Genomic DNA, 23,588 nt, shown 5'->3' on the forward strand with positions numbered 1-23,588 from the left:
GAAAAGACTATGTAAAAACTGTGATAAAAAAATTTTTTATCACTCTTAAAAACGGGTCAAACCGTTGATATATCAACATTTATAGAGGGAGGAATAGACGCCAACATGACAAGTTTATTGCGCTATCAATTTATCAATTATTTAAGGACCTATAAATATGTTCCACCTTTTTCAATTTTCGTACTATGTCTTGTTGTCAACTATACCTTTATTCCGAATCCAATATTAAATAGCTATTCGTTTACAGCTATCCTTCTCTTTTTTCTAATGGGATGGTTTACAATCACACTATTTCACGCCGAAGACGAAGGACAAAAAGTAATAACAACACTTCATGCCAAAAGTCGCACACAATATAATTTAGGAATTTTTATAATTTGTGTACTCATTGGTTTATTCTTAAGCTGTGTATCAGTGATCTACCCTACTCTAATTGGCGCCTTTGGAGAAAAACCAAGATTTATACATCAATTACTAGGATTTCTCTCTCATTTTAGTTTAGCTGTACTAGCTATCGCACTTTCAGCTATTTTTACGAGAGAACTCGTTAAAAACAAGCAAAATACTTGGTGGGGTGTACTTGCCATTTTAATTGTATCTGTCGTCATCGCTACTTTAAAAGAGACAATTCTGCAGATCAAGGGACTAATTTGGCTGCTTCCACCTGTCCGTCTTTCATTGGAAATGATGAGTTCAGAAGATTCAATAACGTCAATACCGAGCATTTTTTATTGGCGATTTGCTTGAATTTTCGTCTATGCAAGCTTCGTCATCATGTTGTTCTTCCTCCTATCAAATCGAAAAAGGAGGTAAATTTCTTAAGAAGGAGAATTCTTATGGTTAAAAAAGCTAAGGTGCTCATTATAGAAGATGAAAGTGCTATTGCCAATATCCTGAAGGACTACTTAAGCGTCAACCATTTCGATCCTCATATCGTTACAACTGGTCATGAGGCAATCCATTATATGAAAGAAACCTTTCCTGACTTCATCATACTTGACCTTTCTCTCCCGGATTGCGATGGTATCGAATTATGTCGCCAAATTCGTGAAAATAGTAATGTTGCTATACTAATTTTAAGTGCCCGTAACAGTGACACCGATAAAGTTCTTGGCTTGGGATTCGGTGCAGATGATTATATGACAAAGCCATTTTCTTTAAGTGAGCTTGTGGCAAGGATAAATGCACATTTGCGGAAACAGGATAGATGGCTACAGGACAATGTGAGCCAGATGGATATTATTCAAATCGATCATATGGAAATCAATAAAAATGAATATACTTTTTCACGTAATAAAAAGCACGTTCCCCTATCAGCTAAGGAATTTGATCTCCTATTTTTTCTAATGAAAAATCGTAATCAGGTTTTCTCCAAAAATCAGTTACTTGATGCTATTTGGGGCTATGACACATACGGTGATGAAAATACGATAACGGTTTATATTAGACGTCTGCGTGAAAAAGTTGAAATTGATCCGTCTTGTCCTGTTTATATTCAAACTGTTTGGGGCGTTGGCTATAAATTTAGTACTCAAAACCATTCGTAGGAGAGCACAATGTACGTAAAAAATTGGATGAAGAAATGGTTATGGTCGACACTAATCTGTGTTTTACTGTTGTTTATTTGTATCCTCACATTATTTTTCACAAATTTTCATCGCAATAATGAGGAACCACAAAATGAATATGTGATCAATCAAATTCGTTTAAAAGTAAATGAACAATTATTGTACATAGAAGATCATTTTACAAGTTTCGAACATAATTTAAATTTACGCAATTCCCTAAAAGAAATGAGCAATAGCGAAGGAATAGATATTACTGTTGTTCAATTAGATGGGAAAGTTATTGTTAATTCAATCGAAGGAGATATTTCACAGTTTATCAGCTTACAAGAGGATTTACATTATGATTTATTTACGTCTCAACAACAACCAGGGATCATTAAAATCGCCTTTCCTATAATTAACCGGACAAATGAACAACTAGGTAACGCCATTTTCACCATTGACAAAGATGAGCTCTTACCCGTTAAAAAAACTAATCCTAGCAATTTTATAATTTTACTCACAAGTGGCTTTTTATGTTTTTTAATGATAGTACTTGCCTTGTACATTGTACAGAAGTCTAAAAAAGAGATTTTACTTCCTTTAAATCATTTGAAAAAAAATTCCGAAGAAATTATCAAAGGTAATTATGAACAGAAAACCGTATATTCACGGGCAGATGAAATCGGTGAATTGTGTGCAGTATTTGATCAAATGCGCCTGGAAATAAAAAATCTTACTATTCAACGAGATGAACAAGAACAAAACCAAAAAAAGCTTATATCTAGTATTTCCCATGAAGTAAGGACACCTCTAACAACAATAAAAGCTTATTTAGATGCTATTTCTGAGGGAATTTGTCCTGACATGGATTCGCTTATGTCGTATATTCAAACTATGCAGACAAATACTGAAAAAATGTCCAGGTTAATTGATGATTTATTTATTCACACGTTGAAGGAACTTGGACATATCCCGGTTAACTTAACAGAGCAATATAGCAAAAATGTTTTTACAAATATTTTGCATCCCATTCGTCATTACGTCCAAACGACTGGCATTCATTTTATAGAGCCAGAGTATATCCCTAATGTACTTATTCAAGTAGATAAGCATCGACTAGAGCAGGTAATTTCAAACCTTATTACCAATGCACTTAAGCATACTACTAAAGGGGATTCAATAACAGTTTCCATCAATATCGAAAACCAATTATTATGCATTAACGTAATAGATAATGGTAATGGAATATTGCCTCAGGACATGCCCTTTATTTTTGAACGCTATTTCAGAGGTATTCAAGCTACAGGTGAGACTGCTGTAAAAAATGAAGGAGCAGGACTCGGATTATCTATTTGTAAGCATATTATGGAAGCACATAATGGTTCTATTTCATTTAAAAGCAAGCAAAATGTAGGAACAACATTTACATTGACCCTTCCTATTATTTAAATATTTGCTCCAAAACACCTTAAATTAAAGGATAATTTCAAAAAGTTAAGAATATAAGTAATGAAAGTCAAAAAGAATTGGAGAGTGAAGACATGATTCATGACATAGAGGAATATGTAAAATATTTAGATGGTGTTCATAAACGAACGATGCAATATATGAAGGCAATGCCTGATGAACTTTTAGATTGGAAACCTTCAGAAGATAAATTTTCTACAGGCGATTTATTGCGACATATCGCATCGTCTCGTTTAATGTTTCTTGGTATATTTGAACATGGCTCGTGGACTTACGCAGGACATGATATTAGTAAGGGGGCTTCTCTTGACGATATTTCAAATTATTTAGAGTCATGTCAGGTTACATTAACAGAGGGTCTATTGAAAATGGGCAACGATGTATTGTCAAAAAAGGTTCCAACCCTTCATGGCCATGAAGTTAGTGCTTGGAGAATACTTATGTCAATTCCCGAACATGAAATCCATCATCGTGGACAAATCTCTACATATTTACAAATGAACAACATTGAACCGCCTCAAATTTTCGGATTAAAAATTGAGCAAGTGAAAACATTATAATTTTATGAAAGAGCTTTGGACATCATCTTTATTATTAAAAGTCAAGTTTTTTAAGCTGAAACTATTATAAATAGTGAATTCTTATTTAATGTCACACATTATATGTATAGAAATTAAAAGGATAGAAGAGCTTAAATAAAATTCGCTCTATCTATCCTCTTTTTTACCACAAATGACCCTATTTACTACAACAATTAAATCAATTTAATGTTGCAGTAATTTAAAAGGAACTTATATGTAGTTAAAAAAAAGATTTAAATATCCTGTGTTGATATGCAGGATATTTTCTTATTCCACAATCGGGCCATATTGTTGAGGAAGGACTTTCAAAAGAAGATGGAGAATTACTAAATAAATACATTTTTATAGGAGGGAGTATTTGAGTTCTAACCCAACGTTGCCACTAACGCAGAATGAAAAAACAAAACTTAGAAAATCTAAAGTGAAAATTAGTAAAGTACATACTTTTAGCATCGACAAGTTAGTTCAAATGATGGATATTTCAGTTGAAAAAGCAAGGATTATAAAAGGTTTAGCCGAATTTCAAAATGTACCATCTATTGGTTATAAATTAGCTGAAAAACTGGTATACAAATTAAACATTTATTCATTAAACGAAATAAAAGATAAAAATGGTGCCGATTTATTTGATGAATTAGAGCAGCGTTTAAATGTATGGACAGATAGCTGTGTAGAGGATCAAATTCATTGTGTTATTAACTATGCGAATGATTCAAATAGTAGTTTGCAATGGTTTGATTTCACAAATGAGAGAAAGAATTATCGAGAAAAAGTAGGTTATCCAGAGACGAGACCTAAAACAGCTTGGTATGAAGGAGAAAAAAATGAAAACAAAACTAGCACATGTCAGAGTTAATGTTAAAAATTTGAATGCAGCAATTGATTGGTATACGATTAAATTAGGGTTTAAAGTATCTGCTACATGGCCACCTGACAAACCTAACTATGCCCATTTTGAATTAGATTACGGAGCTACATTCGCTATAATGGAAGATCTTAATTATCCGTCACACGGGCGCTTTAATTTTAATGTAACAGATGTTGATTCATTATGGGTTAAATTAAAAGACAATGTTAATGTAATCGAAGAATTAGTATCTACACCTTATGGGACAAACAAATTCACCATTAGTGATTTAGATGGTAACGAATTAGGGTTTGTTCAAGAATCTAAAAGCTAATTAATATTCAACAATCGGGCGCGATTCTTCAATATGAAGATCGCGTTTTTCAGTTTGAATAACCGTCTTTTATTGGAACTACTATATAATAATTTATTCAATCAAAAGTTGTATGTTAATATTCTCTTACTTATTTTACTATTTAAAATATAACTATCGAAGGAGTTTTGATATGATTAGAGGATTATATGAAGCGCATTTACCTGTGAGTAATTTACAGGAATCGATTAAATTTTATCAAAAGCTTGGTTTAGAACTAGCAAGCGAACAAGAAAAGCTGGCTTTCTTTTGGATTGTAAAGGGGGAAAGTTGGTTAGGTCTTTGGGAAAGTGAGACTGTAAACCTTCCATATCACCCATCAATTCGTCATTTAGCATTTAAAGTAGACAAGAGTGAAATTGAGAAAGTGAAGGAGTGGCTAGAGTCTGTAAATATCGAAATACGCTCTTCTTTTGGTTTCTCCCCAGAGATGCAACCGTTAGTATTTAAAAATAATCCACATCATGCAGCTGTATATTTTTACGATCCTGATGGCAATTCGTTAGAACTAATAACACCATTAGATATGGAACTTCCTGATAACGAAAAAATGATGACGTTGGTAGATTGGAAAAAGAAACACATGAAATAAACAACGCTTACTTATCAGTACCGTTAATGTTTAATTGTTCAGATGATGAAACGGTTATTGTTTGAAAAGATGTAATTAGAACAAGGGAGAGTGTAAAAACAATATCCTTTTCATTTTCCTGTATATTACCTCTTTACGGTATTCAATTAATTGTATTATTACCTTTATTGAATAAAGTATGTATTTATTGAAGTAACGAGGGCTTTAGTCGAGGAAGAGACAGCAATCGTTGTCTCTTTTTACTACTTAAATGATTCAAAATGAGCTGTATCAGTAAGAATCAGTCTTTGGACAAGTTCTTTTTTGATAGTTTCATAAACATTCTATGAAGAATATCAAGGTTACGGTCGGGTTTTAGTTTCCTGAAATCAATGTCCAAATCTAAGTTGTTTTGCGGTTTTGTAGCCCGTAGCGGATATCAGTGCCTCCTAATGGATAAAAACGGATAATCAACACACTTGTAATAATTTATTAATAATTTAATAAGGACCTTATAATAATTCCCCCTTACACTAATAGATAAATTCAATTGAAGGAGGTATTCTCGTGGCAAAAGAGGTACTTATTCGCGCTCAAAATCTATGTAAGACATTTTCCACAGGGAGTGAACAATTTCATGCAGTAAAAAATATTAATATTGAAATATATAAAGGAGATTTTACGGTCATTATGGGAAACTCCGGTTCGGGTAAATCAACACTGCTTTATCTTTTAAGTGGTCTTGATTCCATTACGGCCGGTGAAGTTTATTTTCATGGAGAAAGGCTAGATACATTTACTGAACAGCAGTTAGCTACATTTCGCTCTAAAAAAATTGGTTATGTCTATCAAAGTAGTAATCTCATTCCGGATATGACATTGCTAGAAAACATCACCATCCCAGGATACATTGCAAAATATCCTAAAAAAGAGGTGATCAAAAAAGCGGAGATGTTATTAAATAAAATGGGACTTGAAGAGCAACGAAATCGTTTACCCTCGCAAACATCTGGTGGACAGCAACAAAGAGCTGCTATTGCTAGAGCATTAGTCAATGACCCAGAGATTCTGTTTGCAGATGAACCAACAGGTAGTTTAAATTACGATCAAGGTGTAGCTGTCTTAGATATTTTAACGAATTTAAACAAAAAGGGTCAGTCTGTCGTAATGATTACGCACGATATAAAAGCAGCCTGTCGTGCTAATCGGCTTATTATCATTCAGGATGGAAAAATTGGAGGTATTTTAAACTTCGATCAATACGATGATGCTAGCATACAAGAGCGTGAACATATTATCTTTTCTTACGTCGCGGGAAAGGAGTAAAAAATGCACGCCATACTTACACTTTGTTTTGCAAATATCAAAAAAAGAAAAGTCCAAAATGTACTATTAGCAATCCTAATTATGCTATCTACCCTTTTATTAGCTACCTCTGTAACCATTATTATGAATACAAGCAACATTTTTGAAAAAACCCATCATGATTCAAATGGTGCTCATCAAATTTTAACGATGGGCAAGGATATTCATAATCCAGTCACTGTCAACAATTGGTGGCAAGAGCAACAAGGAGTAACTGCCTCGAATCTCATTCCTTATAGAAATTTATCTGGCTTCACAGATGGTGTAAAAACGTCAAATCTCTACTTATTCATGATGAACACACCAAAAACGCCCTTTGCTATTGATCGATTACTATTTTCAGAGGGTAAAAATCAGGACTATCCTACTGAGGGAACGATTTGGATTCCCACATCGATGGCTTCTACTTCGAATATTTCACTTGGAGATACTATTGAATTTAACACCGGCGAAAAAGCTTTTACATTAAGTGTTTCTGGTATAGTTGTAGATTTGCCATTTGGTGGACCCTTTACAACGAATGCTCGTATTTGGATGAACGACTCCGACTATCATAAACAATTTGATACGATGATAGGGTCTGAACAATATATGATGGCTCTTCGCTTTGATGATTATCAGCAAAGTGCAAACTATTGGATAGAATTCGAAAAATTTTTAAACTGCCCCTACCTTGAATCAAAAATGGAATACGTGGATCTCTATTCGTTTTATTTAATTATTAATAAAATTATCGGCTTTATCATGATCGCTTTTGGTATAGCAATGTTATTCATTTCATTGTTTATTATTGGCTTTAGTATTTCAGATGCCATTTTAACGAACTATAAAACGATTGGTGTCATTAAATCTCTCGGACTTACTTCTCGAAAAATTAGTGCGACCTATGTTTTACAATTTGCTTTATTATCTGTGGTTTCGATTATTCCTGGCCTTATTGCCAGTACAATCCTTTCCAGAGTGATCATAGAAAGCTCTTTATCTTATTTAAAGTCCGGAAAACATTTAACGATTATTCAAGATTTTAGAATCACCATGCTACTTGCTGTCATAATCCTTGTCATTATTATCCTTACCGCGTTCATTTACTCAAACAAAACACGCCACGTTGAACCCGTACAGGCAATTAAATACGGTATGTCAGAATTTGCAAACAATAAAGTTAATCGGCGTTTAAACAATTCTAATCGTCTTTCTAATGTAGTTAATTTGCCGATTCAACTTCAAATTGGCATTAAAAACGTTACCAAAAATATGAAAAGTTCCATTCTTATTATTGTTCTTACAGCCATTACTTCTGCTATTTTAGTGTTTAGTGCAGTCATTTTGAATAGCTTTATTTCCATCAAACAAAACACACCAGCATGGGGCTACGATTCATCACATGTTGTAGTAACGGTTAATAATGATGCAACTTTTTCAAAACAACAGTTTGAACAATTTTTACGCTCCGATGAACGCATTAAAAATCACGCTTGGCTAGATCAATTTACAGGGGTACTCCCTAATGAACCCAATCAACCGTTAAATATTAATGTCAATTCTATTGAAGGTAGTTTTGATGATGCTGGATACGAGACAATTTCTGGCCGTAATCCTGTAAATAAAAATGAAATCGCCATTGGCATTAATGTCGCGAAGGCTTTACACAAAAATTTAGGGGATATTGTGGAAGTCTATATCGAAGGCAAGCAGCATCATTTGATAGTTACTGGTATTTATCAATCGATAGCAAATATGTCTTATTCAGCGAGAATTACCGCTGATGTTATCAAAGTTTATAACGCTACCTATTCTGCTTCAAAACAAAGTATGATCAATTTGGTAGATGAGACATTATCAGCTCAAATCGTTGATGATTTTAATAAAAACTTTAAAAGCTCTGTCAAAGCTGACACACAACAAACATTATTAGATGATGTCTTTAAAGAAGTGGTCGCTATTTTTATACTCCCATTATCTGTTATCGGAATTTTATTCATCGCTGTAACATTCATCATTATTTTTAGTGTTTCTAGAATAAACGTAAGAAAAGAAAGCGGAACTTACGGAATTTTTAAATCTATTGGTATGACCTCTAATACTATTAGATGGTCGGTTACATCAGGAATTCTGTTTCTTTCAGTACTAGGGACTATATTCGGGATTTTTATCGGTGTAAAAGTAATACCAGTAGCTTTACAAAGTATTATTTTAGAATATGGCTTACTGGAGTTACCCCTTGCGATAAATTGGCCAATAACCATTGGATTATCTCTCTTAAGTGTTGTGGCAGCCTGTCTTGGTTGCTGGATATCAACGAAAATAATCGCCAAAACCTCACCACGAATTTTGCTTGTTGACTAAAAAACTGCCCTTACTCTAAAAAGGAGCGAGGGCAGTTCATCTTTTCATATCTTACTATTCTTTCAATTCAATAACGATCGGTTCAAGATTTATTTCTTTAAAGTCCTCTACCTCTACAGTGCTATTTCTCACAACAGTTTCGCCAAAAGCATTCTTTTCCTCTATTGGTTCATCATCATTTACAGATGACTTCATGAGCCGGACATATGGCATAATCTTCAGTGTAGCTGCCCTTTCGTCAACTTTTCCAAACGTCTTACCTGTACGAATATCATTTGGATAACCGCGACCCCCATGATTCAAACCATCGTAGTTATTCCCCATATCATCTGTCATTTTAAAGTCTAGGTCGATATTATCCCAATAATCTAAAATATGTTGATCTAATTGTTGCCTTACATATACAATGGTGGACATCGGTGTATGGGTGATTTGTCTAATTGTCACGTTGATACCATCAAGAGACGAAGATTTATTCACTATTTGCGTATACTTTGAGGTTGCCTCTACAGAAAAAGCAAAACGCCAGTGACCATTAATAATTGTATTTGATTTTTCCATCAATATTTTATCAATATCCCATACTAAGTATGCTGTATCCCCAACATTTGTTCCGAAATTCCCAACTGTTAACAAACCAACATAGTTGTAATCGTCTACTCTTTTTATTTCCGAGCCCCATGCCATGCCATCTGCATCCTTTAAAGATGAAGAAGTATCGTGAATTCTTAGTTGTTCACCTAATTTCTTTTTACTCTTGAGAGAATAGGTTATAAAAATTGTTTCACCATCGTAAAGGGCATCATTAATGGTAATCTCCACACCCTTGCTCACCTCAGATAAATCTATAGCTGTTGAAAATTCTTTATAATTTTCATAAAGAAAAGATCTATTTTCATCTATAAATTGAAAGATGTTCCTCACAATGGGAATACTTCCTGCATGGGCTGGAAAAGTATATCCTATTATTGCCCCTGACAATCCTATAAAAAGCATTGCCACTGCTATTTGCCGCCATCGTTTCACTCTTTTTTTCTTTTTCTTTAAGCTTTGTTTCAATCGTTTTTTTACCTGCGCTTTTTCAAAATCACTAACATCAAGTTCGATAAATTCCTTCTTATCTAACTGCACGTCATTGAAAAATTTATAAATTCCCTTCATGTCAGATTACCCCCAAGCTTTAATTCAATTGCTTGCTGCTGTAATTTCTTCTTGCCTCGATATATGCGATTATCAACAGCTGCACCTGTCAAACCAACTTGCATTGCAATATCCTTTGTGTTCATACCAATGAAAAATTTCATGATAAATATTTTTCGATCTATAGCATCGAGTGTGTTAATTAATTTTACTAATTCTTCTTGATTTTCAAGCTGAATGACCACTTCCTCAACTGAAGGGTCGATTAGTAAGTCTGGGTGCTCAGAGGATACTTCTCTATTCTTTACTGCTCGTCGGTAATAATCGAAAGCTTTAAACTTAGCAATGACACAAAGCCACTTTCGAAAATCATCATTGTCTCCCTTAAATTGCTCAATGTTGTCCCAAATACTTAAAAAGATATCATTGATACATTCTTCAACAATATAATCCTGCTGCAATGGTGCAAGCACCTTATAAATAACACCTTTCACAAGCGATAAGTACTGATCCACGACATATTCAAGGGCATCCTCTTTCTGTCGTTTTAATCTCTTGATAAAATTCTTCTCATTCGATTTCATGGCACCAATTCCTCTCAACTTCTTGTATAGGCCTCTACATCCTATACAACGAACATATCAAGCATTTTCTCTCAAAAAAAAAAAAAATGAATTCCTTTATACGCAAGGAATTCAACTTTTTTTATTCTGTAAAAAAATCTTCTTCTGAAATAACCTCTATATTATTTCTTCTTAGCAAAGCGGTTGTGACACCTACACCGCTTGCTTTTGTATGATTGAAATTACCATTATAAATCATTGCACTGCCACAAGATGGACTATACTCTTTTAAGATAACCTTAGTCGCTCCAAGTTCAAGTGCTTTATGTAAAGTTTCATAGGCACCCTTTAGATACAGCCCCGTTACATCACGGCCAGACCTTTCTACTACAATCGCTTTTCCATCAAGAACATCTTTTCCATCAAGAACATCTTTTCCATCACCGCCAACTATTTCAGCGGGCTCACGAGGAGTAGTAAAGCCACCCATCAATTCAGGGCACACAGTTACAGCCTTATTTTCTAGTACAAGCTGTTGTATTCTTTTATCTAAACTATCTGTACCGTTATAGCGTACCTTTAATCCTGCTAAGCAAGCACTTATTAATATCATTTGTTCACCTCATTTTCTCTTATAAATATTACTATAGCTCACTAAAAAAGTCCGTCAACAGCTTCACACTGCCAAACGGACTTATCTTATAGGAATAATTGAATACTCCCCTCTTTAATTTTACAGAGCTGCGGCCCATAAAATGTTCTTAAAATAAAGCCACTCTCTTTATTCATCAAGTAATCTTTCAATAAAAAAGCACCGACTCCTGGAATCTCAATTTGGGGATCAATTGTTATCCTTGAATCTGCTAACAAATTACTGATTTCATGTAGCAAAACCTCATCGATAACCTCCAAACAAATAAGTAAATCTAAATCACTCGTTATAGAGGTTACCTGAATACCTGTAGCTAGCTCGAAGCCCACGCTTCCAGTAGCTCCCCATTTTATTGTATATGGATCGAATTTATGGCGAATATCATTTAATAACGAATAAAAGCGATTGTTCTTAAAATGAGCTAATTGCTCTATTAATGAATAGGGCGTAATAATCTCTAAGATATATTGCTTATCAATTGCTGTCCCATGTCTTTCATGTCGAGCATTTCCTCGCAGTCCAATTGGCACTAATTGCTTAGTAATTGGGGCTCTGCGTACAACTCCATAGGAAGTAGCTGCTGGGGAGTGCGCCACCCACGCTGGAATCGTTGTCTGATCATAAAGTTGATTTACAGATGAGAACTTCACGATATCGTGAACATTTATTTCCATTGCTCATCAATCTTTTCACGTACTTTTATAGACGCTTGACGTCCAGATGATTTGGCGATATCAGAATGAAGACGATTTGCTAGGCTCGTACTACCTTTAGCTATAATATCCTCATGGGCATCTTGAATCGACTTCAGCACCTGTTTAACATCTTCCTTATTAGGTTTTATGGCATTAATACCATCAATAAGTTGATATACTGCACCAAGCTTGTAAAAGGACTGAATATCATACGCCATCGAAGGAACATCTTTTGAGAATTCATCAAGCTCTTCAATTGTTCGTTGTGTAATAAGCGCAGCAGATTTTTTGGACATTACATGCACATTCACACCCTCGTCATTGAGAGCTATTAAGCGATTTGCCTGCATCCCATGAGCTAAAAACGCTCCAGAAATAGCATTACCGACTAACACTGCTACGATTGGATGACCAGCTATTCTCGCGCTAGCATATGCATTCACTGCTGCTGAACACGCTAGATAAATACCAAAAAGTTCCTCATGATAGCCAAAAGCCTGGCTTGGAACATCAACAATTGGCACAATCAATCTCTTGTTCTCTTCTGCTTGATCCTCTTTAATGGCTTCATGAATATACTTCGCAAGTGCCCATCCTTCAAGTAAACCAACTTCACCGTTTCGTGCGCGATAGTATGGATTATCTGGATTTGGGACAACTGTAATAAAACGAGCCTTTTTGCCTTGCACTTCACCATCTGCAACGAGCACAGAAGGAATTTCACTTATAGACGCGGCATTGTTCGTTAAAGCATTAAACCAACTTCGACCACGACTAGCAACAGTTGTTGTCGGCTGAGGTAATGACTGATCAGTTACGTTGCCTAGCGTCTTTAAAATATCAGTAGCTCGGTTAGGTAGAATTTTTTCTTCTATATTTAGCGATTTATATAATGCTAAAAACTCATTATATTTTTTGACACGATGTTTGCATTCCACTTTCCCGCTCCAAATGTCTTTAATTGCCTGCTGGAAATTTGACACATCGTCCTCGACAATTATATCTGCTAGACCTGTTTCAGTTCGAATTGCGCCGCCAATCATTTGCCAAATGAGCTGTTTGTTCTTTGCATCAAGCTCTCTAATACCCGCCTCTTGTTCAACAACCTCAGGTCCGTTCATGCCTAAACGACCCTCTCGTGTCATAATAAGCGCGCTACATAAACCAGCTGTTAATGACATTCCTCCAAAAGATCCAATTTTCCCTGGTACAATTCCAATTACTGGAACATATTCGCGGAGCTCTACAATCGCAGCACTAATCTCGGCGATGGATAATAGGCCGTAGTTTGCCTCTTGTAAACGTACACCTCCTGTATCATAAATAATAATCGGATAAATGAGTTGTCCTTTTTTACATTCGGATACAAGTTTCTCTAATGTTCCAGCTAGCTTTGCACCAGATACTTCACCAATACCGCCGCCCTGAAAGCTACCCTCGATTGAAATAACAACAGCTTGTTTTTCACCTAGCGTCCCTTTGACAATAATCATGCCATCATCATATTGGGGTACAATATTTTGTGCAGTTAAATGAGGTGATTCAAAACGATCAAAAGGTCCTAAAATTTCGTACCCTGCATCTAGAATCGAAAAAGCACGCTCACGCGCATAGCTCTCTACTAAACTAGTCGTTAGTGTCTTAAGCATTTTTGCCCACCTCCAGTGCTTGTGCTAATCGGATGGATACGACACCAGGAGTTGCTCCAAAATCATTGATTGTAATATGTGCTGAGACATCATTTTGACTGACGAAACGTTCAATTACTTGACGCCATGTTTCGCCAAATCCTGTAATACCTGTTCTGATTTCAACTACTGTTTCTTGAGTATTCGTTGGTTCTACTAAAATTTCTAAATCCCCTGAGCCTACAACTCCAACATGTGCTCGTTGTTCCACCACTTTAGATGCTGGGAATGAATAAATTAATTTTTCCATAAAAAACACCCCTTTTTATGTCAATGTGTTGCTAGTAATTTCTCCTTCAATAAACTATTGGACCATTTTTTTATCTTGAATAGATAGATTGTTGCTGCTAATAAATCCGCACTACCACCTGGTGATAAATTGCGGGCTATAAAGCTTTGATTCATCTTTTCGAGCTCCTGTAAGTTAGCAGAAGCGATTATTTGTTTTGCCTGATGTTTAGCATAGTTTAGACCTTCTAATCCCCCTCGGTGAAGCAGACATGTATCATCTAAATGTGCTATAAGTGACAACAAAGAAAATTGCTTTGCTTGTTCATAATCCATTTTTTGAACGGTGGCCTTCAACATAGGTAAACTATATTGTCGGATATGGGGGAATGCCAATTGAGCCTCCACCCTAGCACCATTAACACCAAATTTATGGATAACCTTTATGCCATTCGTGATAGTTCTTGGTATATAGCGATCCTCATAGCGAGCAACCTTTCCCGCTGTAAAACAAATGGTTTCCTCATTAGCCATACCACCGTGAAATGCCGCTGCCGCAGTAAGTAGTCCCAATGACCAAATAGCACCTTTATGGGTATTTACACCACCTGTATATTGAAACATCACTTTTTCGCCTCTACGCCCTATTTCTCCAATTTGTTCACGTAACGTTTGAGAGGGGCCTTCATTGATTGCAGCCATGGCCATCTCATAAAACGTATTTTGTAAACATTGTGCAGAGCCAACCATCATTTCTAATGTTAAATCTTGATGTGCACCTTGATCCTTTTCATCGACTAATCCAGGTTTTGGGGTCAATGATACCTCTTCAATTAAAGATGAAACAGCCATTTGTGCTAATGTCTCGGCTAAATATTGTTTATCCACCATAGGCACCCCCGTGAATTACCAGCTTCTGAATTTTGCTGGCGGTGTATATAAGCCTCCGGACCATTGCACAAGTTCATCTATATTTTTTGCGGCTAATAAAGAACGTTTCGCATCTGCCCTTCTAATACCTAAATCCTCAGGTAATGCAATTAATCCCTTTTCTCTTAATTTTTTCGATGATTTTGGATTATGCTCCATCCCAATTGGTGTAACACCTGCAATGGCAGCAATCATTTCACGTTTTTCCGCAGAGCTATCTGTTTTATACAAGTAGGCAATCCCTTCCTCTGTCACTACATGTGTGACATCCTCTCCGTAAATCATGACAGGGGCTACTGCTAATTTGGCTTGATCCTTCACAGAGATCGCATCTAATGATTCAACGAATACTGGTGTATTGGCATCTTGGAATGTTTCTGCAACTTGTACGACTAGCTTTTTCCCTCTTGCAAGAGGATCATCAGATATCATCATATTTTTCCAAGCCTCTGTAGAATGACGTCTTCCTCCTGGATCATGCCCCATATTCGGTGCGCCACCATATCCAGCAACACGTCCTTTTGTCACTGTAGAAGAGTTCCCTAAAGCATCCATTTGCAGCGTTGACCCTATAAACAAATCAACTGCATACTGACCGGCTAATTGTGCTAATGTTCGATTGGAACGAAGACTACCATCTTTTCCTGTGAAAAAGACATCTCGTCTAGCTTCAACGTATTTTTCCATTCCTAGTTCTCCGCCAAAGCAATGAACACTTTCAACCCAACCTGACTCAATGGCAGGAATTAATGTAGGATGCGGATTCAACACCCAATTTTTGCATATTTTCCCCTTTAACCCTAATTGCTCGCCATATGTTGGTAATAGTAGCTCTATAGCTGCTGTATTAAAGCCAATTCCATGATTTAATGATTGAACGCCATGCTTCTCATAGATTCCACGAATCACCATCATTGCTTGTAAAATTTGAATATCTGTAATATGTCTTGGATCCCGTGTAAATAAAGGCTCTAATTCATAAGCCTGATCTGCAACAACGATAAAGTCTATCCATGAGCCTGGGATATCAACACGAGGTAACTCATCTACCAATTCATTGACTTGGACAATGACAATTCCATCTCGGTAGGCAGCCGCTTCTACTAAAGTTGGCGTTTCCTCAGTATTGGGTCCCGTATAAAGGTTTCCAAACCGATCTGCTTTGTCAGCAGCTACTAATGCAACGGAAGGAATTAAATCAATAAATAAACGACCATACAATTCCACATATGTATGAAGGTCTCCTAATTCAATTATTCCGTCCTCAATCATTTGGGCAATTCTTAAGCTTTGTGGTCCAGCAAAGGAAAAATCTATTTTTTTCGCAATTCCATCTTCAAATAAATCAAGATGCTCTGGTCGAGAAATACTCGACATAATCATGTGTAAATCATGTACCTTTGAAGGGCTTACTTGCGCTAATGCTTGTGATAAAAAAGATGCTTGTTTTTGGTTATTTCCCTCTAATACAACACGATCGCCAGGCTTTATGAGACGTTCTAGCGCATCAACAATATGATTGGTTGGTATCACTACGCCATCTACTAAATCTTTTACACTAGTTAACTTTTCTTTTTTTGCATCCAATCTTGTTGTCCAAGATTTCCTTGTCGTACTTTCATGAAATAACACCATTCATACACCCCTTGTACTTTTCTTCGTTAATTTTGTAATAGAAATAAACAATCCTCGATTCCGTTTTTACTGACGGACATAGACCTAGCATTCTGAAATGCACTTGTAGCTAATTTGGTTAAGACGTCACCAGGTGGCATTTCAATAAATAACCTAGTCCCGTTTTCATATAAAACACTTGTCGCATCGTGCCAACGGACAGGATGACAAATGCTTGTTGCTAAATCCTGTTTAATAGCCTCTGCCGTTTTTAACAAACGTGCATTTAAATTGCTAGCAATCGGAATTTTCGGTCTTTTTAAGTCAACTTTATTGAGTGCATCAAGCAAATGATTGCTTACATTTTGAAAAAGCGGACAGTGTGAAGGAGTCGAGACGTTCAATAATTTAGCAGACTTAGCCCCATGTGCACTCGCGTAGCGAATTACCTTTTCTAAGCCCTTTAGCGAACCAGAAATTGTGATTTGATAAGGTGCATTTCGATTGGACACATAAACAGGTTCATGCTCATGAAAAAACTTTTCTGAAATCTCTATAAGGTCGTGCTCATTCATTCCAAGAACAACACCCATTCCAAATCCTTCACTACAAGTTTGCTCCATTAATTCTCCTCGCAGTGTCACTAGCCTTAATGCTTCTTCAAATGTTAATACGCCTGCAGCTGTTGCAGCTCCAAAAGCACCGACCGAATGCCCGGCCACAAAGGAAGGAATTAGTTCTTCCTTTTCAAATATTTTATAAGTTGCTACAGACGCAATTAATAAACATTGTTGAACTGCCTTCGTTGTCGAGAGCGCTTCTTTGCTGTGTAATGCAGATATCGTTTGCTGTAAAATATCACTACTTTGTTCTAGCATATATTTCACGCAAGGCTCATTTGGAAGGGAATCTAGCATTCCCTCAAACTGTGAGCCTTGTCCTGGAAATAAAATTGCACTCCGCAAAATCATCACTCCTTACAGAATTTGTCTACGAACATTGAAAATAACATCTTCTGTATGTTTTCTTAAAATAGAAATCAATTCATCTAATTGGTTGTCCTTTAAAAGCTCATAAATTTTACGGTGCTCTTCTCGAGATTTCTCAATCGTGTCATTGATAGAGAAATGGATCCCTTGTATACGTAATAACGGTAAACTTATTTTGCTATAGACACCTTCTATGACTGTACTTTCACTAAATTTAATGAGTGTAAAGTGAAAGGCATAGTTTAAATGCGTATATTCCATTTGATTCGAACACTTTTCCATATCTTTAACGATCTTTTTCATTTCATTAAGCAACGTTTTCTTTTTACTTGGCTCTTTAATTCTTTGCGCTGCTAGTATTTCTAAGTTATTTCTTACATCTAGTAAATCCTGTACCTCTATAAGCGTGTAGCCTTTGATAAATGCACCTTTACGAGGAACTCTTTCAATAAGCCCCTCTGTTGAAAGTAAGTAAATTGCTTCACGAATAGGAGATCGACTAGTATTAAACATTTCAGCATACGTACTTTCTACGATTTGATCACCTGGTTTCAATTCGCCATTTAAAATTTGTTCCATAATTTTTTGTGCCACGGTTCTAGACAAGGCATTATCCAATAAGTCTGTAAAGTACTCCATAAAACCACTTCCCTTATGTGAAAAATATAGTCATTCTGTCGACTGTATACTAAAACAATACTACACAGAGATAACAATTTCAATCGAAAAAACATATATATTCTACTTTTCACTATTTTTCTAGTTGATTTATTGTTTTCGATAAATTATGATATTTTCAGAATACAGTCGACCAAATATTTTTATATTAGGTCACAAATATTTTACAAAGGGGTGTAGGGAAAATGGTAATCTATGGAGTTGCTATTTTAGCGGGGTGTTATTTAGTTGGAACAATTGTCGGGGAATTCATTGGAGCTCTAATGGGGATAGACTCTAATGTTGGTGGTGTTGGAGTGGCAATGCTACTTCTAATCATTGTGGTCGATAAGTTAGTGAAGGTAGGAAAAATTAGTAAACCTGCTCAAGATGGTTTAAGCTTTTGGAACGCTATGTATATTCCAGTCGTAATCGCTATGGCAGCGAGTCAAAATGTACTAGGTGCATTAACAGGAGGACCGTTAGCCATTGTTGCTGGCATTGCTGTTGTCATTATTAGTTGGATTTGTGTTCCACTACTCAGTGGAAAGCAAGAGCCAATGGTAGAAGTTAATAATCCAATGGTGGGAGATGAAGTGGATGCTTGAAATCATCAAAAATATTCTAGCGAATAATGGCTTTATAACGGCATTCGTTATTATTGGAATCACAATGTGGATAGCTTACTTAATTTCCAATAAATTAACAAAGGGGCTTATTCACGGCTCCGCAATCGCAATTGTGCTTGGCTTAATTTTAGCTTATATTGGTGGGGTTACAACTGGTGGAACGAAAGGCCTTTCTGATGTTAGCTTCCTTGCGGGTATTGGCTTTTTAGGTGGTAGCATGCTTCGTGATTTTGCTATTGTTGCTACCTCTTTTGGGGCAAATTTCGATGAGATAAAAAAAGCAGGACTTCGTGGCGTCCTCTCTTTGTTTATTGGTGTAGTATTATCTTTTATAATCGGTGTTATTTTTGCAGTTGGTTTTGGTTATAAGGATGCGGTAAGTATTGCAACAATTGGGGCCGGTACAGTTACGTATATCGTAGGTCCCGTTACAGGAGCAGCTTTAGGTGCAAGCTCTGAAGTAATAGCTATTAGCATTGCTGCTGGTTTGGTAAAATCAGTACTTGTGATGGTGGGTACGCCTTTTGTTGCAAAGTATATCGGCTTGAATAACCCTGTCACTGCTATGGTATATGGCGGTCTAATGGGAACTACTTCAGGTGTAGCAGGAGGATTGGCAGCTACAGATCCTAAACTAGTACCTTATGGGGCGGTTACTGCAACTTTTTATACAGGATTAGGTTGCTTACTTGCTCCTACCCTGCTCTATTTATTAACGGATATGATTTTTTAGCAATAACTATAAAGCAAAAATAATTTATTAGTAGCACAACTATTATCTGGTTTGTGCTACTATTTTTTTATCTACAGCTTTTACGTACAGCTTGAATCCGTCTAGTTCAAATGCTTTAATTTTTCACTTTAACATTCAAAAGGAGGAAAAAGACTTGGTTGAATTTACAATTTGCTTTCTTAAAAAAGGTGACAAAATATTATTACTAAATAGAGATTATCCAGAGTGGATGGGGGCTTGGAATGGTGTAGGGGGGAAAATTGAGCAGCATGAAACCCCATTAGCTGGTGCATTACGAGAAATTAAGGAAGAAACCGGCATTGCCCTACAGGATATTACATACAAAGGAAAAATAACATGGACTGATGGAATAACCAACTTTGGCTGTATGTACGCTTTTATTGCTGAATTGCCAGAGTCTTTTCCATATGTGACACCTATTAAAGTCGCAGAAGGTATTCTTGATTGGAAAGATCTATCCTGGATTTTCCACCCACAAAATGTAGGAATAGCAGAACTAAAATATTACTTACCGATAATGCTAAATGAAACAATCAACTATGAATACATATTTACATATCAAGATAGCAAATTGATTGACGTGACTACTACCCCATTAGCTCAAACATTTATTGTCTAGTTCAATATATAGGAAAGCCTCGTTGATTGTGGCGAGGCTTCATCATTTATCCCGTATTATTGGGAAAACAAAGAAGCTAGATGGGGGAAGAATAAAACCCCATTGATTAAGTTTCATATTTTTCTTGGTTGTGCAAATTGCATTCTACACATCGACCAACGCAATGATGTTTTCTGGATTTCATCATAAATATCCCATAAATTATCAACTACACGTAATTCGGTATTTCTATTAAACAATTCCTGAAATAAATTTTCTACTTCAATTTTAGCAATAGGAAATTGTGTTGTTTTACTTGTATAGTATCCAGCAATATCATCTTGTAGCGTGAATTCTTCGATGGCAAACTCATATAAGTAAAGTTTCGTATTTTTCATTGTTTCAAACCACTTGCTTTCAATTACCACAACATGTGAACATGATGCTATATAGCCTCGTTTATCCTGTTCGGTTGTATCGACACCAACATGATAGCAAACTCGAGGACAGTTTCTAGGTGTTAAAAAATTCGGCAAGCATGTTTCGGTAATTGCCCATACTAGCCCTGTTGTTGCATCTAAATCTGGTCGATTAGGAATTCGAGGGTAGAATACAGAGATATCGCTTTCCTCACTGACATGGAATAATCGCATATGCTTGCCTCCTGTTACTTTAGTTAAGAATAACACTAAATCCTTGTGAAAAGTAAGATAGGACTTAGAATTGAAAAATTCAAGCCAGAAATCCCTTATCGATTTCTGGCTTTCCTACATTTAAGAACTAGACTGTGTTTCGATAGGCAATGCATTGTCTAAAGTGGATTGTCGCTTAACAGTGATCCATCTTCCACATAACATGATTATCAATGCAAAAAATACAATCACTCCTGCAAAAATAAGAGCTGCCTTATAGCTACTATAAACCGCCACAAGCTGACCTGCGATAATTGGTCCGATTATTTGTCCAAATGCATAAAACGTTGTTAACAATGACACGACCTGCCCGCTTTGTGTTGGAAACAGTTGTCGTGCGTAGGAAGTAGTTAAGGTAACAATGCCTACAAATGTCAAGCCAAATAAAAATGACGATAATAAAACGCTCCATACTGTTTGTGAAAATACTGGTAACAAGATACCAAACACTTGTAATATGTATGCTACAAACAGAATCTTAATGGCTGAGAATTTCTCTAATAGCACAGTCCAAACAGGAGCAGACGGTATTGCTGCGATTCCAACAATGACCCAGCTATAGGAAGAATAAGCTTGGAGTGAAGGAATATTATGAATAATATCAACTAAAAAAGTTCCTGTAATAATATATCCTAATCCCTCAAAGCCATATGAAAGAATAAGCCATGGCATAAACCCTTTTGTCATTTTTGAATCAGAGGATTTTGCGGTTTTCACATTATCCTGTACTTGCAAGCCCCTCCAAAGAATATATGCTATTACTAAAAAGATAGCTGATAATATCCCTAAGCCTATCCAGGTCCCTTGCCAAGCAAAACGTGCTTCAATAGCAGGTACTAATAAGCCCGAAATGGCAATTCCTAAACCAATACCACTAAATAAATAACCTGACCATCGTGTAAGTGATTGCTTTGCTAAGTAATCCATAATAATACTCGATGTTAAGACAAATATAAGTCCCCCAGTGATGCCTGCAATTAGACGAAGCGCAAGCCAAACACTATAAATTTCTATGATCCCCATAAGAACAACAGAAAGGACATTCAGGACAACACTTAACAATAGAAAGTTTTTTCTGTTGCGCTGTATGAACCCTGCCCATAATGCTCCAATGAAATAGCCAATATAATTACTTGATGCCAAAAATCCAGCAACTTCAAACGAAAACCCGACATCATGACGCATAAATGGCAAAATTGGCGTAAAGGCAAATCGGCTAATGCCCATTGCCACTACAAGTAATAACACTCCACCAAATAAAATTCCGATGTGCTGTCGATTCATTTCGTCCCCTCCCCATAATCTTTATTGTAATTAAAAGAATACAGAGTGAAAATTAATAAATCTAATATATAATTTATATAAAAGGATAAAAAATTTTTATATTAGGTGGGATACATAGTGAATTTACACGCTCTTAGACTTTTCACAAAAGTAGCTGAGTACAAAAGTGTTTCCAAGGCAGCGCAAGCTCTAATGATTAGCCAACCTGCAGTTACCATTCAAATTAGAAATCTAGAAAAAGAACTAGGCTTGATCCTTTTAGAATCTAAAGGTCGAGGAATTACCTTAACACAAAATGGAGAATTTTTATTTAAACAGGCACAGCGGTTATTTGATTTAGAATTGGATATTGAAAAGAAACTGGAGCAATTAAAAAGCATAGGTAATGAAGAATTACAAATTGCCTCTACCCATGTTCCATCTCATTTTTTATTACCGAAATGGTTAGCTAAATATAAACAAGCCTATCCGAACTCTAATATCCATATAAAACCTGCTAACTCCCAGCAGGTTATTGAAGAATTACTTCACTATAAAGTTGATTTAGCTTTTATCGTAAAGGAGGACGGTCATCATCCAGATATAAATTATCAATTTCTCATGAATCTGGATTATTGGTTTATCGTACCTTACGGACATCCCCTTGCCAATCAAACGGTTACATTGGCTGAATTAATGCAGGAACCATTTGTTTCACGGGAAGATGGGAGCTCGACAAAAGAATTGTTAAATGCATTATGTAAGGTTCATAAAATCCCACCACCGAGGGTAGGCCTACAACTGGACGGTATAAATGAATCTATTCATGCCATTGCGGCTGGTTATGGTACGATGCTAGCCCCTTCTATAGTAGCTTCAAGTTTTATTCAAAGACAGCAAGTAGCCCGTGTTTTCATTAAGGACATTGATATTCAGCGTCCAATCTATCTTTGCACACGAAAAAATGAACAAAATACCTTTTCGACTTATAATACTTTTATTGACATCATCAATAACTCCATTTCGTAAATATCCTTTCGAAAAATTTAAACTAAATAAAATTTCCCTAAATTCATGTGTAGTTTTTTATTCACAAAAAAGACTATGGGCGTAGGTGAATTAGCTACAAAAAAATTACTCATAAAATCAATCTCACCGTTGTGAAAGTATTGGGAGCATGGCTAGGTAAAGTAACGTTTTAAGAAAAATAATCGCCTTACATGACTTTGGTATAATCTTAGGGTTATCGATGAAGGAATTGGCCGTTCCATTAACTAAAAATGGAAAATTTGGGTAAAAAAGGTTCATCACCGTAACTTGGGGTTGACCTAATAATAATTCAAAAATTTTACATTTAAAGGTAGAATAAAAGCGAAAACTCACGTATCGTAATTGT

Annotated in this window: 25 protein-coding genes; 13 read left to right on the plus strand and 12 right to left on the minus strand. The window is 35.9% G+C overall.

Going from position 1 to position 23,588, the window contains the following annotated elements; genetic code table 11:
• Positions 1-105 precede the first annotated feature (105 nt).
• The 9 genes from ACIQXF_RS21705 (at position 106) to ACIQXF_RS21745 (ending at position 9,100) form a co-directional block, all read left to right on the plus strand.
• On the plus strand, positions 106-747 hold the full coding sequence (locus ACIQXF_RS21705) for an ABC transporter permease (protein ID WP_402787534.1): 642 nt from the start codon (positions 106-108) through the stop codon (positions 745-747).
• A gap of 89 nt (positions 748-836) precedes the next feature.
• Complete coding sequence (locus ACIQXF_RS21710) at positions 837-1,547, plus strand: response regulator transcription factor (protein ID WP_402787537.1); 711 nt, start codon at positions 837-839, stop codon at positions 1,545-1,547.
• Between the two features lie 9 nt (positions 1,548-1,556).
• On the plus strand, positions 1,557-2,999 hold the full coding sequence (locus ACIQXF_RS21715) for a sensor histidine kinase (RefSeq protein ID WP_402787540.1): 1,443 nt from the start codon (positions 1,557-1,559) through the stop codon (positions 2,997-2,999).
• Between the two features lie 92 nt (positions 3,000-3,091).
• Positions 3,092-3,577: a DinB family protein gene (locus ACIQXF_RS21720; protein ID WP_402787543.1), complete on the plus strand. Its 486-nt coding sequence runs from the start codon at positions 3,092-3,094 to the stop codon at positions 3,575-3,577.
• Between the two features lie 379 nt (positions 3,578-3,956).
• Positions 3,957-4,454 (plus strand): helix-hairpin-helix domain-containing protein, encoded by a 498-nt coding sequence (locus tag ACIQXF_RS21725; RefSeq protein WP_402787546.1) that lies wholly within the window; start codon positions 3,957-3,959, stop codon positions 4,452-4,454.
• Positions 4,423-4,779 (plus strand): VOC family protein, encoded by a 357-nt coding sequence (locus ACIQXF_RS21730; RefSeq protein WP_402787549.1) that lies wholly within the window; start codon positions 4,423-4,425, stop codon positions 4,777-4,779. Before ACIQXF_RS21725 ends, ACIQXF_RS21730 begins: the two co-directional genes overlap by 32 nt.
• Positions 4,780-4,951: 172 nt before the next feature.
• The gene (locus tag ACIQXF_RS21735; protein ID WP_036225701.1) at positions 4,952-5,410 is read left to right on the plus strand and encodes a VOC family protein; all 459 of its coding nucleotides are present in this window, start codon (positions 4,952-4,954) and stop codon (positions 5,408-5,410) included.
• Positions 5,411-5,956: 546 nt separating this feature from the next.
• Complete coding sequence (locus tag ACIQXF_RS21740; protein ID WP_402787554.1) at positions 5,957-6,715, plus strand: ABC transporter ATP-binding protein; 759 nt, start codon at positions 5,957-5,959, stop codon at positions 6,713-6,715.
• Positions 6,716-6,718: 3 nt separating this feature from the next.
• A complete protein-coding gene (locus ACIQXF_RS21745; RefSeq protein WP_402787557.1) occupies positions 6,719-9,100 on the plus strand; it encodes an ABC transporter permease in 2,382 nt (793 codons plus the stop codon).
• A 54-nt stretch (positions 9,101-9,154) separates the two neighbouring features.
• On the opposite strand, the gene ACIQXF_RS21750 is transcribed toward ACIQXF_RS21745, so the two are convergent.
• The 10 genes from ACIQXF_RS21750 to ACIQXF_RS21795 all read right to left on the minus strand — a co-directional run bounded on the left by ACIQXF_RS21750 (position 9,155) and on the right by ACIQXF_RS21795 (position 18,238).
• Positions 9,155-10,261 carry a DUF4179 domain-containing protein gene (locus ACIQXF_RS21750; RefSeq protein ID WP_402787560.1) on the minus strand — a complete coding sequence of 369 codons (1,107 nt, stop codon included), beginning with the start codon at positions 10,259-10,261 and terminating at the stop codon, positions 9,155-9,157.
• Positions 10,258-10,824 carry a sigma-70 family RNA polymerase sigma factor gene (locus ACIQXF_RS21755; RefSeq protein WP_402787563.1) on the minus strand — a complete coding sequence of 189 codons (567 nt, stop codon included), beginning with the start codon at positions 10,822-10,824 and terminating at the stop codon, positions 10,258-10,260. The genes ACIQXF_RS21750 and ACIQXF_RS21755 overlap by 4 nt, the downstream gene beginning before the upstream one ends.
• A 121-nt stretch (positions 10,825-10,945) precedes the next feature.
• Positions 10,946-11,416 carry a 2-thiouracil desulfurase family protein gene (locus tag ACIQXF_RS21760; protein WP_402787566.1) on the minus strand — a complete coding sequence of 157 codons (471 nt, stop codon included), beginning with the start codon at positions 11,414-11,416 and terminating at the stop codon, positions 10,946-10,948.
• Positions 11,417-11,502: 86 nt separating this feature from the next.
• Complete coding sequence (locus tag ACIQXF_RS21765; protein ID WP_402787569.1) at positions 11,503-12,129, minus strand: malonate decarboxylase holo-ACP synthase; 627 nt, start codon at positions 12,127-12,129, stop codon at positions 11,503-11,505.
• Positions 12,120-13,799, minus strand: a complete 1,680-nt coding sequence (locus ACIQXF_RS21770; protein WP_402787572.1) for a biotin-independent malonate decarboxylase subunit beta — start codon at positions 13,797-13,799, stop codon at positions 12,120-12,122. Before ACIQXF_RS21770 ends, ACIQXF_RS21765 begins: the two co-directional genes overlap by 10 nt.
• Positions 13,792-14,088 (minus strand): malonate decarboxylase subunit delta, encoded by a 297-nt coding sequence (locus ACIQXF_RS21775; protein ID WP_402787575.1) that lies wholly within the window; start codon positions 14,086-14,088, stop codon positions 13,792-13,794. Before ACIQXF_RS21775 ends, ACIQXF_RS21770 begins: the two co-directional genes overlap by 8 nt.
• A gap of 20 nt (positions 14,089-14,108) precedes the next feature.
• Positions 14,109-14,957 carry a triphosphoribosyl-dephospho-CoA synthase gene (locus tag ACIQXF_RS21780; protein ID WP_402787577.1) on the minus strand — a complete coding sequence of 283 codons (849 nt, stop codon included), beginning with the start codon at positions 14,955-14,957 and terminating at the stop codon, positions 14,109-14,111.
• Between the two features lie 15 nt (positions 14,958-14,972).
• Complete coding sequence (gene mdcA, locus ACIQXF_RS21785) at positions 14,973-16,631, minus strand: malonate decarboxylase subunit alpha (RefSeq protein WP_402787580.1); 1,659 nt, start codon at positions 16,629-16,631, stop codon at positions 14,973-14,975.
• Between the two features lie 26 nt (positions 16,632-16,657).
• A complete protein-coding gene (locus ACIQXF_RS21790; protein ID WP_402787583.1) occupies positions 16,658-17,581 on the minus strand; it encodes an ACP S-malonyltransferase in 924 nt (307 codons plus the stop codon).
• A gap of 6 nt (positions 17,582-17,587) precedes the next feature.
• Positions 17,588-18,238, minus strand: coding sequence for a GntR family transcriptional regulator (locus ACIQXF_RS21795; protein WP_402787586.1), 651 nt, complete (start codon positions 18,236-18,238; stop codon positions 17,588-17,590).
• Positions 18,239-18,462: 224 nt separating this feature from the next.
• On the opposite strand from ACIQXF_RS21795, the gene madL reads away from it, so the two are divergent.
• From madL to ACIQXF_RS21810, 3 genes are all read left to right on the plus strand, one after another.
• Positions 18,463-18,864, plus strand: a complete 402-nt coding sequence (gene madL, locus ACIQXF_RS21800) for a malonate transporter subunit MadL (RefSeq protein ID WP_402787589.1) — start codon at positions 18,463-18,465, stop codon at positions 18,862-18,864.
• Positions 18,857-19,618, plus strand: a complete 762-nt coding sequence (gene madM, locus ACIQXF_RS21805) for a malonate transporter subunit MadM (protein WP_402787592.1) — start codon at positions 18,857-18,859, stop codon at positions 19,616-19,618. The genes madL and madM overlap by 8 nt, the downstream gene beginning before the upstream one ends.
• Before the next feature lie 154 nt (positions 19,619-19,772).
• Complete coding sequence (locus ACIQXF_RS21810) at positions 19,773-20,258, plus strand: NUDIX hydrolase (RefSeq protein ID WP_402787595.1); 486 nt, start codon at positions 19,773-19,775, stop codon at positions 20,256-20,258.
• A 113-nt stretch (positions 20,259-20,371) separates the two neighbouring features.
• Here the strand turns inward: ACIQXF_RS21810 and ACIQXF_RS21815 are convergent, their stop codons facing one another.
• Together ACIQXF_RS21815 and ACIQXF_RS21820 are read right to left on the minus strand one after the other, a co-directional pair.
• The gene (locus tag ACIQXF_RS21815) at positions 20,372-20,890 is read right to left on the minus strand and encodes a DUF6886 family protein (protein ID WP_402787598.1); all 519 of its coding nucleotides are present in this window, start codon (positions 20,888-20,890) and stop codon (positions 20,372-20,374) included.
• 120 nt (positions 20,891-21,010) lie between these two features.
• Positions 21,011-22,213 (minus strand): YbfB/YjiJ family MFS transporter, encoded by a 1,203-nt coding sequence (locus ACIQXF_RS21820; protein WP_402787600.1) that lies wholly within the window; start codon positions 22,211-22,213, stop codon positions 21,011-21,013.
• A gap of 117 nt (positions 22,214-22,330) precedes the next feature.
• Here ACIQXF_RS21820 and ACIQXF_RS21825 point away from each other — a divergent pair, with 117 nt between their 5' ends.
• On the plus strand, positions 22,331-23,221 hold the full coding sequence (locus ACIQXF_RS21825; RefSeq protein ID WP_402787602.1) for a LysR family transcriptional regulator: 891 nt from the start codon (positions 22,331-22,333) through the stop codon (positions 23,219-23,221).
• The last annotated feature ends 367 nt before the right edge of the window (positions 23,222-23,588 follow it).

The sequence above is a fragment of the Lysinibacillus sp. NPDC097231 genome (genome assembly GCF_044761885.1).
Lineage (GTDB): Bacteria > Bacillota > Bacilli > Bacillales_A > Planococcaceae > Lysinibacillus.